This window comes from Paenibacillus sp. FSL H8-0283, assembly GCF_045040675.1.
GTDB classification, from domain to species: Bacteria; Bacillota; Bacilli; order Paenibacillales; family Paenibacillaceae; genus Paenibacillus; species Paenibacillus amylolyticus.
Window position 1 is genome coordinate 6,489,748 of sequence record NZ_CP150295.1, and the last position, 17,536, is coordinate 6,507,283.

The 17,536-nt window shown below is 48.5% G+C and carries 13 protein-coding genes; 5 read left to right on the forward strand and 8 right to left on the reverse strand.

Annotated features, from left to right (window positions below):
* The first annotated feature begins 180 nt into the window (after positions 1-180).
* The 3 genes from MHI52_RS28575 (at position 181) to MHI52_RS28585 (ending at position 4,740) form a co-directional block, all read left to right on the forward strand.
* On the forward strand, positions 181-2,406 hold the full coding sequence (locus tag MHI52_RS28575) for a methyl-accepting chemotaxis protein (protein WP_405158047.1): 2,226 nt from the start codon (positions 181-183) through the stop codon (positions 2,404-2,406).
* A 119-nt stretch (positions 2,407-2,525) separates the two neighbouring features.
* Positions 2,526-3,527, forward strand: coding sequence for a GTP 3',8-cyclase MoaA (gene moaA / locus MHI52_RS28580; RefSeq protein ID WP_076253648.1), 1,002 nt, complete (start codon positions 2,526-2,528; stop codon positions 3,525-3,527).
* Between the two features lie 376 nt (positions 3,528-3,903).
* Positions 3,904-4,740, forward strand: coding sequence for a methyl-accepting chemotaxis protein (locus tag MHI52_RS28585; RefSeq protein ID WP_076319250.1), 837 nt, complete (start codon positions 3,904-3,906; stop codon positions 4,738-4,740).
* 214 nt (positions 4,741-4,954) lie between these two features.
* On the opposite strand, the gene MHI52_RS28590 is transcribed toward MHI52_RS28585, so the two are convergent.
* Positions 4,955-5,563 carry a LysE/ArgO family amino acid transporter gene (locus tag MHI52_RS28590; protein ID WP_405158048.1) on the reverse strand — a complete coding sequence of 203 codons (609 nt, stop codon included), beginning with the start codon at positions 5,561-5,563 and terminating at the stop codon, positions 4,955-4,957.
* A gap of 135 nt (positions 5,564-5,698) precedes the next feature.
* Between MHI52_RS28590 and MHI52_RS28595 the strand changes: the two genes are divergently transcribed.
* The gene (locus MHI52_RS28595; protein WP_405158049.1) at positions 5,699-7,192 is read left to right on the forward strand and encodes a PLP-dependent aminotransferase family protein; all 1,494 of its coding nucleotides are present in this window, start codon (positions 5,699-5,701) and stop codon (positions 7,190-7,192) included.
* Between the two features lie 161 nt (positions 7,193-7,353).
* On the opposite strand, the gene MHI52_RS28600 is transcribed toward MHI52_RS28595, so the two are convergent.
* From MHI52_RS28600 to MHI52_RS28625, 6 genes are all read right to left on the reverse strand, one after another.
* Positions 7,354-8,181 carry a carbohydrate ABC transporter permease gene (locus MHI52_RS28600; RefSeq protein WP_405158050.1) on the reverse strand — a complete coding sequence of 276 codons (828 nt, stop codon included), beginning with the start codon at positions 8,179-8,181 and terminating at the stop codon, positions 7,354-7,356.
* The gene (locus MHI52_RS28605) at positions 8,178-9,062 is read right to left on the reverse strand and encodes a carbohydrate ABC transporter permease (protein WP_047840741.1); all 885 of its coding nucleotides are present in this window, start codon (positions 9,060-9,062) and stop codon (positions 8,178-8,180) included. Before MHI52_RS28605 ends, MHI52_RS28600 begins: the two co-directional genes overlap by 4 nt.
* A 179-nt stretch (positions 9,063-9,241) precedes the next feature.
* Positions 9,242-10,522: an ABC transporter substrate-binding protein gene (locus MHI52_RS28610; RefSeq protein ID WP_047840742.1), complete on the reverse strand. Its 1,281-nt coding sequence runs from the start codon at positions 10,520-10,522 to the stop codon at positions 9,242-9,244.
* A 147-nt stretch (positions 10,523-10,669) separates the two neighbouring features.
* On the reverse strand, positions 10,670-11,779 hold the full coding sequence (locus MHI52_RS28615; RefSeq protein WP_405158051.1) for a response regulator: 1,110 nt from the start codon (positions 11,777-11,779) through the stop codon (positions 10,670-10,672).
* Positions 11,776-13,566, reverse strand: coding sequence for a sensor histidine kinase (locus MHI52_RS28620; RefSeq protein WP_405158052.1), 1,791 nt, complete (start codon positions 13,564-13,566; stop codon positions 11,776-11,778). The genes MHI52_RS28615 and MHI52_RS28620 overlap by 4 nt, the downstream gene beginning before the upstream one ends.
* Positions 13,567-13,689: 123 nt before the next feature.
* Positions 13,690-15,693: a beta-galactosidase gene (locus tag MHI52_RS28625; RefSeq protein ID WP_340984067.1), complete on the reverse strand. Its 2,004-nt coding sequence runs from the start codon at positions 15,691-15,693 to the stop codon at positions 13,690-13,692.
* A gap of 248 nt (positions 15,694-15,941) precedes the next feature.
* On the opposite strand from MHI52_RS28625, the gene MHI52_RS28630 reads away from it, so the two are divergent.
* Positions 15,942-16,913, forward strand: coding sequence for an AraC family transcriptional regulator (locus MHI52_RS28630; RefSeq protein ID WP_405158053.1), 972 nt, complete (start codon positions 15,942-15,944; stop codon positions 16,911-16,913).
* Here the strand turns inward: MHI52_RS28630 and MHI52_RS28635 are convergent.
* Positions 16,883-17,512: a molybdenum cofactor guanylyltransferase gene (locus MHI52_RS28635; RefSeq protein WP_405158054.1), complete on the reverse strand. Its 630-nt coding sequence runs from the start codon at positions 17,510-17,512 to the stop codon at positions 16,883-16,885. The genes MHI52_RS28630 and MHI52_RS28635 overlap by 31 nt on opposite strands.
* Positions 17,513-17,536: the final 24 nt, after the last annotated feature.

Sequence of the window (17,536 nt, forward strand, 5' to 3'; positions counted from 1 at the left end):
TCTCAGATACATACATGTGAGTTTTCTTCGTAGATAGCTAACATTCATTTCACCTAACAACAAGCGCACAATCATTTGTATTTATTGATTAAATATTCGGAAAATATGACATATGCCCTCGTATTCTTGCTCATTTTCTTGTATAAAGATTGAATAGAGAATCCAGAAATCGGGGTGGTCATGATGTTTGATTGGCTGGGATGGAGAAAAGGATTGCCGCTGTGGCGATCATATCGGTTGAACGCACATATGAAGGAAGATGTCGAACAGATTTTTGAGGGAATTGCCGAAACGAGACGGCAGCTTATGATGGACTGGGCAGATGAACAATGGAATCACCTGGATCGTTTGCTTCAACAGATACAGTCGGTCCGATTACAAGATGTATTACAAGGTTCACAGCAACGAAGTAAACTAGATACATGGTTTCAATCCAGTTATATTCGAGCCGTAGACAGTACGGAGCTATTCATGCTGAACGAACAGAATCAGGTGGTATTCTCTACATATAAGAAACATATTGGACAGATCTATGAAGATTACGAAGCTTTAATTGGACCAGGATTGAAATACTCCAGAGCAGATCGTCATGGCAAAAAATGCTTGTATGGTCCATATTCTGATCCACTGACGTTGGATATTGGTCCCCGCTCGTCCGCTTTTCACGATGATGTCACCTTGCTGTTTATCTCCCCAATCCTGCAGGAAGGTCGATATGTCGGTTCATTATGCAGCCGTGTTCCCGGGGATGTACTCGGTGACCTGATCCAACGAGAATCAGGTCATATCTATCCCGATTCCGGTGACAATTACCTCTTTATGGCTGAGTCGATATTACGGCCCCATCTGCAACCCGGCACCGCCTTATCCCGAAGTCGATTCGAAGACCGTACCTTTACACATGGGGAAAATCTCAAAGATGGTGTCACCACCGAATGGGGTATCGTTTCCGTTAAGGAGCATACCGAGCTGGAACTCATGTTCACTGATCCATCGACCGGAGAACTACACCCCGGAGTAGCAAACACCATTCAGAATGGTTCCAATCTGTTCGTAGCCTTTCCCGGCTACTCGGATTACCGCCATATTTCTGTGATCGGCAAAGGCATCACCTTCCAGCTGCCACACTGTCCTGATCGCTGGGGCATGATGTGTGAAGGGGATCTGGAGGAAGTGTATCGGATACGAAGCATCGGCTGGCGCCAGTTCAAGCAACACAGTCTCTTCACGCTTTTGTCAGGCGTTGCAGGAGCAGCTCTTGTCTATGCCTTCACTGGTAGTGGTTGGAGCGCGGCAGCAATGGCCGCTTTTAACGTGTTATTTGGATTCTTCACTGCATTACAGCTGCATCGCAGCCAATATCGACGGGTTCATGAAGACTTGCGTCGCATCAGCCGATTTATTCGAATTAACGCCGAAGGCAGGGGTGATCTGACCCAGCGCCTGGACACGTCTGCTTTTGCCCAAGACGAATCAGGTGAACTGGCGAAGTGGATCAACAACATGATTGACTCTCTGGAAGGCATTATGCTGAAGGTACAACTTGCCACGGTAGACGTTATGGACAACCAGTATCAGATGCGAACTTCAACAGAGACAACCCAAGGCACGACTGAACGTGTGAACCACAAGCTTGGTTCGATGATTCAGGCCATTCGCACCCAACTGGAAGATCTCGACCAGGCCAAGATCGCTGCTGATCACATGCGCATAACGCTGCAACAACTGGAGACCTCTGCTACCGAACAGATCAGCGTGGCCCAGCAGGAAGTGGAACGAATCGGCGATAAAATGACCCAAATCTCAGGAGCGGTATCCGATACTAACCGTACCATCCTGTCCTTCATGGATACCATGAAAGAGATTTACCGTGCACTGGCTGTCATTGATGAAATTTCAGCTCAGACCAACCTGCTGGCTCTGAATGCTACCATTGAAGCCGCACGCGTGGGCGAACATGGCCAAGGGTTCTCGGTCGTGGCAGGGGAAATCCGCAAGCTAGCCGAGTTATCCCGCTCTTCAACTGAAAATATTCATCAGATTCTGGACCGAATCTCAACGGCAGCAGGAGCGGCATCCCAATTAATCACAGAGGGTGATCAGGTGCTGGCTGAAGGAACAACACTGGTTCAGGCCGCTTCGCAACTTTTGCAAAATGCTACCGCTGAAGAACCTGAACGCACACAAGTCGTGGATCAAGTGGTCATGTTGATGGAGAATATTGCTGCAATTAGTCATCAAAATCGGGCGACTTCTGCCGAGGTAGAAGCAGAAATGATGGAGCTGATCCGTGATATGTTGCAGGTTCAGCATTCTTCGCATAACGTGGAAGCCATTACGGTTTTTCTGCAACAACTCGTGGGACAATTCCATCTGAATCACCCCGCCAAAAATGCTGTCATCTGACGTCATCGTTGACGCGGATTGGAGAAATAGCTAAAATTTGATGCAACTGTTCCTTTTGAAATTGTCGTATCATTTATAATAGAAGATTTCCAATCTGAACCGATGAAAGGGTGGTCTGCATGGAACTGCTTCAGGATTCATTTGGCCGGATACATGACTACATCCGTATTTCTGTTACGGACCGCTGTAATTTACGCTGTGTGTATTGCATGCCCGCAGAGGGTATGGAGTTTGCTCCACATGATGAGATTATGAGCTACGAAGAGATTGCACAGGTGCTGAAAGTGCTTGCTCCCATGGGCATGCGTAAAGTTCGGCTCACGGGGGGCGAACCGCTGGTACGGAAGGATCTGCACAAGCTCGTCAGCATGATCTCGGCAATTGACGGGATTGACGATATTGCTCTGACTACCAACGCTCTTCTGCTGGACAAACAAGCTCAGGCGTTGAAAGATGCTGGGTTGAACCGGATTAACATCAGTCTGGATTCCCTGCGCGCTGATCGCTTCTCCATGATTACCCGCGGCGGAGATGTGAACAAGGTGCTGAAAGGCATTGAAGCTGCAACTGCCGCTGGCCTTGCTCCGATCAAGCTGAATGTTGTGCTGATGAAGGGTATCAACGATGATGAGATCAAGGATTTTATTGCAATGACGATTGATCAACCTCTTCATGTGCGTTTTATTGAATATATGCCGATTGGACAGGCTTCGGATTCATGGCGCAAATCTTATTTGCCGCTGGAAGCCGTGACAGATGTATGTGCTGAAGCAGGCTGGACGGTAGAAAATACAAAAGGCCCTGCGGGCAATGGCCCATCACGCAATATGAAAATTGCGGGCTCCGAAGGCACATTTGGATTGATTCATCCCGTGAGCGATCACTTCTGTGACAATTGCAACCGACTTCGGCTGACCGCTGATGGACATATCAAAGCTTGCCTCTACTGGTCAGATGAGTATAATGTCCGCCGCTTCGTGGATGATCCGAATGCCATGGCGGCACTTTTCCTCAAAGCGCTGGGTACGAAACCGAAGAATCATGAGATGGCTCTGGCTTTGGAACAAAAAATGCAATCTCACACGCCGACGGTACGGCGCATGTCCCAGATTGGCGGATAGCAACAGTACGCAATATAACTCAACCGCGTATTCCTGCATATCGATATATATGTTTACCGTCAAGATGACCTCTTCACACAACGGATGAGGTAACGCTGGCGCGGTGACCCCTTACGTAAATCAGCTTTCATAACGTGAAGTGGAGCGTGTCATAAGGCATAAATGGATAGCCAAAGCAGACAAGAACATGATGTTCTTGTCTGCTTTTTCGTTATATTTTCATAAATTTCTGAAAATCATCAATTCTCCTGTTTCATTTGTTGAAAATTTAATTAATATACGTTATGCCCTTATCAGGCCTTCAAGATCAACCTCATTCTGACGATGTATACAATACATCTAGATGATACACATACATTATAGGAGCTGAACCTTATTGAACATCGTTGAAGCACTCGTTGCAGCAAGTCCATATTTTAAAATTATGCTGAAAGAACACGATATCATGATTGCAGTAACCGATACCGAGAAGTTCTGGTATTATGTCCCGAGCAATGAACTCGATCTGGGCATCAAGGCAGGAGACCCCGTTTCCCTCGATGACCCTACACTCCGCCGGGCACTTATACATGGGGAAACTTCAGCGAACCGTATTGATGCAAAATTCTATGGCACATCAATCAACTCGGCGGCCACCCCACTTCGGGATGAACAAGGAAATATCGTGGGCACACTTGCCATTGGTTTCTCTCTTCAGAACGAGGAAAAACTGGAGCACTTCACTGAATTGATCGGTGGTATCAGCGGAAAATTAACAGATATGGTGCAGACGGTAGCCGCCCAATCCGAGCAATTGACGGCATCTTCCACGCAGATTTTGGATAATACCCGCATGGCTGTGCAGAACTCAGGCGAAGTGAACAAAGTCGCCGCATTCATCCGTGAAATCTCGGAACAGACCAATCTGCTCGGCCTGAATGCAGCCATCGAAGCGGCCCGAGCAGGTGAAGCAGGCGCCGGATTCAGCGTCGTTGCATCTGAAGTGCGTAAACTTTCTACAGGTACCAAAGAAGCTACGGTGAATATCGAACGTTCCTTGAAAGATGTTCAGCATTCCATTCAGCAGATGGAGCAGGAGATCACATCCATCTCACAGTCTAGCAACCAACAGGCGGTGCTGGTAACCGAGTTCAGCGAGGTCATTGATCAGTTGAACAGTGTAAGCCGTGATCTGAAAGTGTTTATTGAATCCATGTTGCTGAAGGCGGAATAGATCCGATTACGATGAACTTAACTCAAATGACTAACCATATATAAGAGACACAACACCGATGCATTATCGAGCACTACATATTCCTACTCAATAACTAATTCAACAGGCTATGCTGATTACCAAATTCAGCAGCCACATTGAACTCTCCGTGGGATTAACGTCACGGGGAGTTTTTTTATTTTAAATAAAATGAGCCCGCTACATCACGGTCCTTCTATGCATAGACGAGCTTCCACAGCATCATAACCGCCAAACCAACCATGACCACAGCGGACAACCGATTAAACACCAGACTGATGCGTCCAGTTCGATCCGTTCTGCCAATCACCCTGCCTGCGCCTGCAAGTCCCAAGAACCATATCCACGATACAGCCGCGGCTGTTAGGGCAAAATAAATGCGCTCCACCCCTTCATACTGAAGTGAACTGGTGCCAATCACGGCAACCGTGTCCAGCAGAGCATGGGGATTGAGTAAAGATACCGATGCTGCGAACGCAATCTGTCGCCCTGCTGACATTACCGTTTGCGAACCTTCCACAGATTCGGACGACCTCCAAATACTCCATGCCATATATAGCAGAAACAAGCTTCCTACTGCATACATCACATTCGCTAGCAATGGCCATTGCAACAAAATGAGCGACACCCCTCCAACGGCTGCCCCGATCAACAACGTATCACTGACCCCTGCCGTTATTACAGCAGGCAGGGCATGTATATAACGCCTCTGGCTCATGCCTTGGTTAAGAATAAATACATTCTGCACACCCAGTGGCAAGATCAGGCCAAATGCCAGAACCACTGCGTGAATAACAACCTCCATCGCGCTTCCCCCTTATCTCTGTATTCCATAGTAGGGCAGATGATGGCTGACGTAACCAACCACTTGGATGGCATCAGACCCAACCAAATGATATAGTGTTGGTTACAAAGAAACACGGAGGTGACTCTGCCTGTCATGGAACGTTCTGATTCTCGGCTAAACATGGGGTGGAAACCGAACCCCTCTCTCGACTTGCCCTTATATCGCCAGATTGAAGCCTATATCCGGCAGAAAATCACAACGGGCGAATGGTCAGCAGGATATCGTCTCCCCTCACAGCGAATATGGGCTGAGTCCATGGGGGTAAACCGCAGTACATTGGTCACTGCCCTGGATAACCTGACCGCCGCTGGCCTCATTGAGGGCAGACATGGCGGGGGAACCTATATTTCCGGCTCCGGTTGGCATGGTATGGCTCATGGAGCGATGCCCAACTGGAACGAAGCCATCGAGGAGGGCTGGTATTATCCCAACCTGCCCGAGATCCAGCAGATTAATCAGGCTGAATTCCGGCCTGGCATCATACGACTCGGTACAGGGGAGCTTGCCCCAGAGCTGATGCCTCAGGAGGCTTTTAACGACATTCTGTATGCCCTGTCCCATCGTTCTCGTACACTCAACTATCTGGAACCTCAAGGAAGCCTGGAGCTTCGTGAGGCTTTATCCGTCCATTTGCAGACTACCGGCATTCAGGCCTCTCCGGATTCCATACTGATCGTGTCGGGCTCTCTTCAGGCGCTGCACTTAATTTCGGTCGGACTGCTCCCTCGCGGATCAGCGGTTCTCCTGGAAAAACCGTCGTATCTCTATTCGATTCACGCCTTTCAATCGGCAGGGTTGAAAATGAGTGGCATCCCTATGGATGACGAAGGATTGCACATTGCACGTCTGGAGGATGCTGCTCAGCATGTCAAAGATCAAGATCATATCTCGCTTCTCTATACGATCCCGAGCTTCCACAATCCCACTGGCTCTGTGATGGGTGATCACCGCCGGGAAGAACTGATGACCACCGCTCGAACACTAGGCATCTCCATACTGGAGGATGCCGCCTACAGTGATCTGTGGCTGGATGCTCCTCCTCCGCCATCGCTGAAGGCGCGTGACCAGGAAGGACGGGTGTTGCATATGGGCACCCTGTCAAAGGCAGTCAGCCCCGGTCTGCGCCTCGGATGGCTAGTTGGGCCAGAGCCGGTCATTCGCCGTCTCGCCGATATCAAGATGCAGACCGATTACGGCACCAGTTCACTCGCCCAAGAAGCCGCTGCCCTATGGTTCGCCGAAGGACATCACGCTGGACATATGGAACGCCTTCGCCCTGAACTACGCAGACGCAGAGATATCATGCTGGAGTTGCTTCAACGTCACTTCCATGGGATTGCGGAGTGGGAAATACCCGCTGGTGGATTTTACATCTGGCTGCAATTCACTGTCTCCCCTCTCTCTATCCGCCAATTGTTCCATACCTGTCTGGAGCAAAATGTACTTATCCACCCGGGTTATCTGTATGACCGGTTAGATGCGAGTCACATTCGGCTCTCTTACGCGTATGCTTCACCCGATGAGATGGAGCGTGGACTACAATGCCTGGCAGAGGCTGTCCACAGGCTTATGGATTCTGGATCCTGACTTCGACGAATGCTTTTTCCTGATTTCACAATCAAAAAAAACAGCCTTGACCTTGAAGGACCACGTCCTTCAGATCAAGGCTATTTGCGTAAGTTTCGAAAGTTTGGCCGAATAACAGAACGGGCAAACACCAGATGCGCTGCGGGATTCCTTTGAACGTTCTATCCTTTGACCGCACCCTCCGCAATACCCTCCATGATGAACTTCTGGAAGAACGCATAGATCAGGATAACCGGAATCGCAGTCAGTACCAGGGAGGACAGAATCAACGGCCATTCCTTGTTATATTCACCAAACAGCATGTTTGTGGACAGAATCAGCGTATAACGATTCACATCGGTCAGCATGAGCAGTGGCAACAAGAAGTCATTCCAGATCCACAGGAAGTCCAGAATCGCGATGGTGACTGTGATCGGCAACAAGAGTGGGAAGATAATCTGGAAGAATGTCTGGAACTCATTACATCCGTCCATCTGAGCTGATTCTTCCAATTCACGCGGAATGGACTTCACAAACCCGTGATAGAGGAAGATTGCCATGTTCACGCCAAGTCCGATATAGATCAGGGCCAATCCGTACGTGCTTCCTTGCACCCCCATGCCTTTGGCTACCCGTGTCAGCGGAATCATGATCGAGTGGAACGGCACCAGCATGGATGCAACAAACAGGAAGAAGATCAGGTTGCTCAAACGTCCGGAGGTACGTGACAACTTGTATCCCGCAAGTGAGGCACAGAAGACGATTCCCCCAATCCCCAGAAAGGATACAATTGCCGAGTTCATGGAACTGCCCAACAGATTGATTTTGTTAAACGCGTCCGAATAATTCTCCCAGTGCAACGTTGTTGGCAGCGCGAGAAAAGATTGGAACATCTTACCCTGTGTTTTGAAAGAGTTCACAACCGCCATGTAGATCGGCAGCATGGCGACGAGAGAGCCCAGAATCAGCAGCAGTCGAATCAGATAACTGTTCAGTCGTTGCATCCTCATGCTTCCACCTCTTTCTTCTTCATGACGGTGATCTGGATGAGTGTAAAGATGAGTACGATGATGAACAGCACAACCGATTTGGCACTCGCATAGCCGTATCTGAAGTTGTTGGAGAATGCTTCTTCATAGATGTTCATCGTGATCACCTGCGTGGCCCGACCCGGTCCGCCACCAGTCAGTCCATATACCACTTCAAACACTTTGAATGCTCCGTTAAGCGTCAGGAAGAAACAGATGGTCACGGCATGAGTTATCATCGGCAACACTACATTACGCAGTACCTGGAATGCGTTGGCCCCATCAATAACAGCCGCTTCTTTGAGACTTTTCGGCACACCCTGGAGAGCAGCCAGATAGATGATCATCATATACCCTACACCGTTCCAGAGCGATACGATCAGAATGGAGTAAAATGAAAACTTCGGATCACCCAACCATTGCTGGTCGAGGAACGAAAAAGCCAGTTTCTCTGCGAGCTGTGGCAGCACCTGAGAGAAGATGAAGGTCCACATGAAAGCACTGATGATTGTACTGATCATGTTAGGCATGAAGAACAACGTCCGGAAAAGCCCTTTGCTGCGCGTTCGTGACTCAATCAACACAGCGAGCAGCAAGGCAATTCCATTTTGCAGAATCAGCATAAATATTACATATTTCATCGTGAACCACAGAGAGTTCAGAAAGTCTGGATCTTCTTTGAACAATTCCACGAAGTTGCCCAGACCGATAAAGCTGTAATCCTGATTAAGTCCGTTCCAATCCGTCAGACTATAGAACATGCCACTAAACGTGGGATACAGCAGGAAAATCGCATAGATGACAAAGGCAGGCGCAGTGAACGCGAGCAGTGACAGATACTTCTTGAACACATTCGTAGCCATTGGTTCTCCCCCTTTTCACTCGAAGCGGATGATTGTAAACGAGGGAACGAAGAACGTTCTGCCTGCCGTATCATCTGCTTGGAGACTCTGACGAAACAAAGTACCGCTCATTTGTTGACAAAACTCTCAGACCGTTGAGATTTGCCAACAAAAGCGGATACTCCATTCCTCACAGCTCCTTACTTGTTGACTTTGTTGTAGGATTTCCACGCCTTGTCGAGCGCATCGATAACCTGCTGTTGATTTAATTGCCCAGAGTAGTAGCCTTGCAACGCTTTGCCTGACTCGTCTTTCACCGCTTGAGGGAGGGATGGGTCCTCATAAGCTTTACCTTCACTCACATATTTCTGTGCATCGTCTACCCACGGGAAGCTCTTGAAGTCATGGATCTTGGCAATCGGATTGAATTTGAGTGCTTCGAAGAATGCACTTGAATCCTTGTCATCGAGAATGTAGTTCACGAAATCGAGTGCCACTTCTTTGTTTTTGCTAGATGACGATACTGCCAGTGAAGTGGAAGTGCTCAGATTGATTTTGGTATCATCCGGATTATCATTGATCGGCATTGGTGCTACACCAAAGTTCAAGTCCGGGTTGGACTTCAGTATAGTTTCGGCAAACCAGGGTCCCTGAATCCACATCGCGGCGCTTCCAGATGCGAAGGCTGCTGAACCATCATCTCCGCCCACTTCCAGCGCTTTGTCCGTTCCATTGGCATTGACGAGATCGAAGATATCGAACAATGCTTTCATATCGGAGAAGGAGCCCTGATCCTGATTCATCTTCTCCACGAAGTCTTTGTGCTCAGACTGAGTTAATGCACCCACGGTAAGTGGCAGGAATAATTGCGGAATCCAGGCTTCTTTGTAGGACAGTTCAAACGGTGTAATGTTGGCTGCTTTGAGTTTCTCCACGACCGCTTTCATTTCCGTTAACGTCGTTGGCACTTCCAGCCCTTGCTCTTCAAAAATATCTTTATTGTACAGATAGCCCCATGATACTGTTTCCAATGGAATAGCTACGATTTTACCCTCCGCATCCGTTATGGAAGGTTTAACCGAATCCAGCAGCTTATCAACAAAAGGTTGGCCCGACAGGTCTTCCAGATAACCAGCTTTGCTGAATGGTGGAATCTCATTGACTGCATGCAGGGCGAACACATCTGGTGCATCATTGGAGGCGAGACGAGTCTTCAGAATCTGAGGTGCATTGTCCGCAGGCGGCATCTCCAGTTGCACGTTCACCTCAATGTTTTTCTCTGCTTTTTCCTTGGCTTTGAACTGTTCTATATATTTATCGTAATGTTCTTTCAGCCGAGGTTGTGCAACGAATACTTTGAGTGATACCGTGCTGCCTGATGCCGATTCCTCCTGCCCATTGTCCGTTCCTGCATTGGAACCGCAACCTGCGAGCAGAACACTGACCAGTACCGCACTTGCTACGCTTTTCCATACTTTCATCTCTTATGACCTCCCGGTGTGTAACTGGTTTGTCTTTCATAGGATCATTATATATCAGTAAATGAAAGCGCTTCATTGGACAAAATTAGACTTGTGTATTGGATTATTTTAAACCTTAATCCTGCCTCAAATGCTCTCTCGTACGTCTCATTCCGTACTACTGCCTGATTTACCTGATATACGAGCCTGTCCCTTCCGCATCTCCCCTGGAGATACTCCGAAATGCTTTTTAAATACCCGATAGAAGTAGGACACATCTTCATAACCCGCCATCTCGGCAACATGCTTGAACGGAATCTGTTCATCCATCACCCATTCTTTCGCTCTCGTCATACGTAATTGGATAACATAGTCGGTTACATTCACCTCATACTCTTTCTTGAATACCTTGCTGAGATATTCCTTACTAACAAAAAAGATCTGGGCGAGCTGCTCCAGCGTAATCATCTCCATACAGTGCTGCTCAATGTATTGTTTCACCTCGTCCAGGTTCAGCTTATTCTTGAACTTACGCTGCGCAATCAGCTGCTCCAAAGCCTGATAGTACGGAGTCGAAATCCATGTGATCGTGGATTCGATGGAAGCCAGCGCAGACGCAGGAGGTAGCGCCGTTGCTTCGGGCCGCTCGTACAAGCCATTGGAGACGCACAGTTCGTCCAGCAAAGCCTGTAATTCATGAGCCACCCTTCCAAGCTGCCGAGGTCTGTTAATCTCGCATCGTTCCAGCTTCTGCTGTAATTGCTGGAACCACTCCCGCAGACTCTGAACGTTTAGGTCATTAAACCGCAAGCGAGCCTGCTGCTGAAACAGGGAGAACTCACCTGCGAACGAAGATGGGTACGATTCCCATGATTCAGGTGCTGATTCAACCTTTTCCAATTCCTTTGCACATTTAGCAAGTACACCATTCAGTTCATCCGGATTCACCGGTTTGAGCAGATAATCTGCAGCCCGATGCCGGATCGCATGTTTTGCATAATTGAAGTCATCATATCCGCTCACCACGATCACCTTGATCTGTGGGTATTGTCCGCTAAGCGTCTGCAACAGCTCCACACCGTCTGTGCCGGGCATGCGCATGTCCGTAATGATAATGTGAGGCTGATGCTGCTTGACCAGTTGAATGGCCTGCTCGCCATCCTCTGCCTCACCTGCAACGGTCATGCCAAGTTCATTCCAATCTCCCAGGTTACGCAAAATATCCCGGTTCCACGGTTCATCATCCACCAACAGCACTCTGTACAGTTCCTTGTTCACAAGGCTTCGCCTCCTGTATTGCAGGGGATTCGTACCGTAACGCTTGCCCCCTGTCCGTATTCACTTTCTATGCTCATCCCATATTCAGGTCCAAAATGCATTACCATTCGTGAGGCCGCATTGACCAGTCCAATACTTGTACCTGAACTCCACACCCGATCAGCCTGCCGGGTAAGCCGCTCCAGTCTGGACTGCATCTCCGTTAGTTTCTCAGCATCCATACCCACGCCGTTATCACAAATTCGAATGGTTACATCTCTAGGTTCACAGACCACCTCAATACCCAGCTTCCACTCGCCCTGTTTCTTCTCCAGACCATGCAAAAATGCATTCTCCACAATGGGTTGCACAGACAACTTGGGGATATAACACGCCCGAAGTTCTCCGGTGATTTCCAGTGTATATTCAAGCCTGCCGGCAAAACGCTGCTTCTGAATCAGCATATAATGCTCCAGCTGGTCCAGTTCAGCCTGTAGAGGGACAAGTCCATCCGGCGCTCGCACAATATAACGAAACATCTCGCTCAAGGCTCGAATGACTTTGTAACTGTCTGCCGGTTTTTGCGAGTAGACCATGCCGCCAATCATCTGCAACGTATTTTGCAGGAAATGCGGATGGATCTGGGATTGCAGTGCTTTGAGCTCGGCCGTCTGCTTCTCCAGATTCATCAGGTAGTTGTCTCGAATATGTTCCCGAATACGATTAGCCATGCCATGCAGATTTTTCTCCAGCAGACCAATCTCATCTACCCGGCCACTTCGCACCACTTCCCTGTCCTTGATCAGTTGAATACCCTTCATGGAATTTGCCAGTCTGACAATGGGCTTTGATGTGCGCCAGGCCACCAGCGCAGCTAGTCCCACAGATATGACAGTGGCCAGGCCACCCACAACCAATCCGTATTTCATCGTTTCCAAGGCACTTTCGTTAACGACATGGGCAGGTACAATCTTGATCACACGTAGTCCTGACGGCTCGATGGAGTGAAAGAATACATATTCTTTGGCTGTCCGGATGAAACCCGAGCTTTCTTTTGTGCCTGCCAATTTCTCCAGTGCTTCCGCAGACGGCTGAATCTCTTGGTTTGGCTGATAGACCGGACTGCCCGCGCTATCAGCAATGTATACCGCATAGTCTCCCCGGCTATCCAGCAGCTCCAGGGTCTGGTTGAACTCAGCCCACTTGACCTCCAGACTGATGGCCCCGATCTGTGCCTGATCCTCGAAGCGGTTCATGCTGCGGGTCATGTGAAACTTTTGCGGATCGTCCGGATCATTGATAATCGTAAAATCTTTATGTTGTGCAAAAAGCTCATGATATCCTTCCGGTATTTCCGATACCGCCTTGATGCGAGAATCCATCGAGTTAAAGGTGAACAGGGTGTCCAATTCCTTCAGATAGAGTTCAACGCCAAATACATAATTGCCAGCCGAATAGTATACACTGTTCAGCATATTGAACATGGCCTTCTGTTCATCGAACCGACTGGCTGCCGGCGCTTCCTCGTTCAACGCCAGATATTGATGCAATTCGTCACTGATCTGAATGGAATAAATAATATTGTTCATGCGCGCGAACTGTTCACCCAGATAGATGGAGGCCCAGTTCATATTGGCTCGGTTGGTCTCCATAATCTCCTTTTCCATGGAAAAGCGGGTATTCTCGGCTGCCATAGCGGTCATGGCAATGACGGGCAGAACAGCCAGAAGCGTCATGGTAAGAATCAATTTATTGCGAATGCTGCGTTTGAAAGGATCTATCAGCTTCCGATAACATTCGGTAAACACAGCGCATCCACTCCTGAGCTAAAATAGACAAACGCCCCAGCATGGAAGCTGAGGGCGCTTTGGTCTTTATATTCGTTTGGAAATGTTAAATTCAACTTATATACCTATATTTATTATTTTCTATTATTGTTCGATAATCCGTATGCCCCATGGCTCCAGTTCGATCTTCTCTCCCGCAGCAATCGGGGTTCCTGCCAGAAGTTCAGTCCCTTCTCCATAAGCATTCACGAAGGATGTTGCCTCATCTGCATAATTGAAATAATAGCGAATCGTGTTCCCTTGATCGTTCACACCTGTCTTCACAATGATCGGAAAAGCCAGCTCCTGATCAGCTCCCCATACGCCCGCTTCCTTCATGACACGTTCCAACACCTTACGGATCACCGCAGAACTGGTGTAACAGCCGACATAGGTTGCTTTGCCTTTTCCATAGGCATTCTGGGTAATTGCCGCATATTCACCCCAATGTGGATGATCATACCAAGCGAGTACTTCAGCCGTTGTTGGTGTAATCAGTTCCATCCAGGTGTGAACTCGGTTCTGCTCCTCACCAACTACAAATGGATCATCGCGCAGCGAAACATGTTTTGGCTCTACAAAAAGGTTATAACTGATCCCGCATGCCTCACTAATTAGCCCGGGCTGGCGGGTAGAGCGTACCTTGATATGCTCATTTGCAAATCCACTTTTGAACGAGTAGACGATATGTCCGCCATCCTCTACGAATTGATTCAATTTTTCCAGCAATGCATCCGAAGCAGCATACAGAGCAGGTACAACGAGTACGTCATACTCCGCATAACTCTCAACCGATGGGTCGATGAGGTCACAGCCAATGTTCATCTTGTACAATTCATCGTACATCCAGCGCACCACGTCATTGTAGTTCTTGTCACTGGTGAAGTTAAACCCAAACCACTTGATGGAAGTCAGGGCCTCATTGCTGAACAGCACGGCCACCCGATTCTTTTTCTTCAGATTCACAAGCTTAGGACTCAGTCTTGCAAAATCCCTACCAATGGTCTTCGCTTCGTTGTACACCGGATTCGGTTCGAAATCATGACTGAGCAATCCTTTCCAATACGTCTCAAAGGAATTGTGCAACGAATGCCAGTGCCAGTAAGCGACCATGTTCGCCCCTGAAGCCAGATGACTGAATGCCTGCAAACGCAGCTGTCCCGGATAAGGAACCCAATGCCAGAACGCCTGCGCTTCGGTCTCCAGTACCAGATAATTCGATTGTTTGGTCGAACGCGCCACATCCCCGCCGAATGAAATCTCAATGCCGGTCAGATCATCCTGGGAAGGATGGTAGATGTCCACACTGGTGATGTCAAAAGGTTTCGATGCGGCAAAATGGTCCACATCCCCTTGAATGCCGTAGGAATATCCACGCCAATCGAAGTCAAAGTTCTGGGTAACAAACTGTCCTTCCTGTTTGTATTCATTCACGATCCCCACTTGCCAAGCCAAAAAGTTGGTTACCAACTGTCGCTGGAACTTGGCAAATTCAGCACCCAGACTGCCGTTGATCGTTCCTACAACAGACGGGAAGTCCTCCCAGCTATTGATCCGATTGCTCCAGTAGTCGAGGCCAAATTCCTTGTTAAGCTCATCCAGGGAGCTGAACTTGTTCCGCATATGTTTGACGAATTGCAGTTGTACATTATCTCCAGCCGTATTGTAATGCTTCGTCTCGTTATCTGTCTGATAACCGATTACCGCTGGATGTGTACTTACCCGAGAGATCAGCTTGCGGATGATCCGCTCGGCATAGAATAGATAGGTTGGATGTGTAATGTCCATGATCTGTCTTGCGCCATACTTGCCAGGTCCCTGTGAGGTTGTAGCCAGAATGTCCGGATATTCCTTGACCATCCACGTTGGAACAGCATACGTTGGTGTGCCAACGATGACCTGAATCCCCGCCTCATGCATGGCATTGAGCACACGATCCACGGAAGAGAAGTCAAATACACCATTCTGCGGTTCATGGGTACTCCAGGTTGATTCTGCAATGCGGACCACGTTAATCCCTGCATCCTTCATCATCTGAATGTCTTTGTCCAATCTTTCGTAAGGCATATATTCATCATAGTAAGCTACGCCATATAATAATTTGTCCATGATTTAATCTCCTTTTTAGGTGGAAAATATAATGATCTTGACGTGTGCAAGAGTTGACATATTCCAATCTATAATGGTAGCGTTTACATTAATGTCGGTTGAAGAACTTGGATTGTTCAGCAACCACTTCAAACGCTGATGTATTCCATGGATTAACCATGCCCACGTTAAACTGATTATAATGAAGTATACTACGGGTGCCGATTGTATAAGGCAAGTTGTTTTTACCCTTTTCCGAGGTGAATGTTATGGATATCCGATCACAGCTCCGAGAAATGCCTCACCATACGCTGGCCCACTGGCTGCCTATTATCGACTGTAACATCAAATTCTATGGTGCTCACAGCCAACAAGTACCCTATGGATGGGCGATGCCTGAGGAATCACATCCGGGCTTTGAAATTATGTTGGTCATCGAAGGTACGCAGGAGAGTGTGATTCATGGTTATACCTATACCGTGGAGGAAGGTTCCATTCTTCTCATTCCTCCCGGGTTCAAACATACAAATCAATGTGTATCCACGGAAGGCATGACTTATTTTAGCACTCACTTTAATGTGGATGATCCGGTCTTCACCCTGAAGCTGATGTCACAGCACAGCCGAATCTACGCAGCAGGTACGGCAGATAATAGGAAGATGCGCGTTGTGCTGGAGAGTTGGATGGGGATGATTAACGTATCTGAAGCCTACACGTCCACTGACAAAATGATCATGCAGGCACGCATGTTTGAACTGTTCGCCCTGTTGTCCCAAGCCGCTGACAATAAACCGGAGGCCACCACTTCCGTTGCTGCTTCACATGCACCAGCTCCAACAGCCATGCATTATGCGGGAGCTATAGCGGAGGCAATCAAGCAGGCATTCCATGCCCAGCTTCGAACCAAGGAAAGCAGTGTATCCACGGTCAAAGTAGAGCAGATTATATCCTCGTTTGGCATCAGCTCGGGATATGGTCTACAGGTCTTTCGCAAGGTGTACGGGCGATCGCCCAGGGCTTACTTGTCCAGCTTGAAGTTGCAGGAGGCCAAAGTACTGATCGAACAACCAGAGCTGTCGCTCGGGGAAATTGCATGGAAGCTCGGTTACACCCATCTGTCCCATTTCAGCAGACAATTCAAACGTTGGACAGGCCAAAGCCCGCTTCAATATCGCAATCATCATGCAGAAGCATCAGGTGATCCTGTATCCTACAGATCGGAATCGAGTCCAGAATCTTGATTACGGATACGCTCGTACTCTTCCGGCGTGTTCATATTACTCATTTGCATCGCTACTTGATGAACGCCAGCTCTCTCAAGCTCTTCCGCTTCGACATAACAGCATCCGATCTCTTCAAGCCATCGCATGACTCGAAGATGATCCTGTATCAGACGCTGCTCCAGATCAGGGAGCACTCGTATGTGGTAAGCCCCTGCAAGAGGGTGGACATGTCCATCCACGCGTGGAACGATAGCAGAATAAGAGTCATGCGACTCGGCCAGCTTTTTTATCCCATCAAAAAAGGACGTTTGCAGGAGCGGCATATCGCAGGCGCATACCAGATTCCAGTCTGTATCGGAAGCTTCCAGCGCCGCGTGAAGACCGGCGAGTGGCCCCTTCCCCGGATAGTGATCCTGAACGCAGTCGTAGCCTATTGCACCGTAGGTTGTCACATTGGGTCCGGCAGCCACGATGATACGGGATACGGCGGGTCTCATGGCCTTTGTGACATGTTGCAGTACAACGGAACCGTTCAGTTCCAGCATGGCCTTGTTGGTCCCCATGCGACTGGATAATCCTCCTGCCAATATGATGCCTGTCCATTCACGCGTGTTCATGTTGTTATCCTCCCTCCTGGTAAC

Bases quoted from the DNA above. Each gene is read 5' to 3' on its own strand.
- MHI52_RS28635 (WP_405158054.1), bottom strand. From the start codon at position 17,512: ATGAACACGCGTGAATGGACAGGCATCATATTGGCAGGAGGATTATCC.
- MHI52_RS28625 (WP_340984067.1), bottom strand. From the start codon at position 15,693: ATGGACAAATTATTATATGGCGTAGCTTACTATGATGAATATATGCCT.
- MHI52_RS28630 (WP_405158053.1), top strand. From the start codon at position 15,942: ATGGATATCCGATCACAGCTCCGAGAAATGCCTCACCATACGCTGGCC.
- MHI52_RS28600 (WP_405158050.1), bottom strand. From the start codon at position 8,181: ATGAGGATGCAACGACTGAACAGTTATCTGATTCGACTGCTGCTGATT.
- MHI52_RS28605 (WP_047840741.1), bottom strand. From the start codon at position 9,062: ATGGCTACGAATGTGTTCAAGAAGTATCTGTCACTGCTCGCGTTCACT.
- MHI52_RS28590 (WP_405158048.1), bottom strand. From the start codon at position 5,563: ATGGAGGTTGTTATTCACGCAGTGGTTCTGGCATTTGGCCTGATCTTG.
- MHI52_RS28595 (WP_405158049.1), top strand. From the start codon at position 5,699: ATGGAACGTTCTGATTCTCGGCTAAACATGGGGTGGAAACCGAACCCC.
- moaA (WP_076253648.1), top strand. From the start codon at position 2,526: ATGGAACTGCTTCAGGATTCATTTGGCCGGATACATGACTACATCCGT.
- MHI52_RS28575 (WP_405158047.1), top strand. From the start codon at position 181: ATGATGTTTGATTGGCTGGGATGGAGAAAAGGATTGCCGCTGTGGCGA.
- MHI52_RS28610 (WP_047840742.1), bottom strand. From the start codon at position 10,522: ATGAAAGTATGGAAAAGCGTAGCAAGTGCGGTACTGGTCAGTGTTCTG.